This is a genomic window from Litoribacterium kuwaitense, from assembly GCF_011058155.1.
In the GTDB taxonomy this organism is placed as follows: Bacteria; Bacillota; Bacilli; order Bacillales; family DSM-28697; genus Litoribacterium; species Litoribacterium kuwaitense.
Genome location: NZ_JAALFC010000147.1, coordinates 1 through 361 on the forward strand (window position 1 = coordinate 1; position 361 = coordinate 361).

Below are 361 nucleotides of genomic sequence, written 5' to 3' on the forward strand. Positions count from 1 at the left end.
TTCCCGTCACTGTTTTTCTTAATCCCCCATTTTGGTTCGATGGGCGCTTCTTTAAACAACGTTTCCACTGACTCAGACCGCTGATGAACAATCTCTTTTTCATAAATAGGGCGTGCATCATCTTCGGCTTGTTTTTCTTTCAGCCATTGTTCATACTCAGCTTTCGGTTTGCGACCACGCTTTTTTCTTCGCTGGCTTTTCTTTCTTCTCTGAGGCTTGCGCTCGATCCCTTGCCTCAAAATGCGTCGCATCGATGGCAATGTTTTCTTCGCTGATATGTCCTTCGTCGATGGCAAGCAGAACCAGTTCATCATGGATCTGTTCCATCACATCTGATTCGCTGATGGTGGTGATCATCCTA

General features: G+C 45.7%; 2 pseudogenes. Both read right to left on the bottom strand.

From position 1 onward, the window contains the following. Positions 1-239 (bottom strand): annotated as a pseudogene (locus tag G4V62_RS19445) (IS5/IS1182 family transposase); the annotation flags it as partial. After that, positions 157-361, bottom strand: a pseudogene (locus G4V62_RS19605) (hypothetical protein); the annotation flags it as partial. The pseudogenes G4V62_RS19605 and G4V62_RS19445, both read right to left, overlap by 83 nt.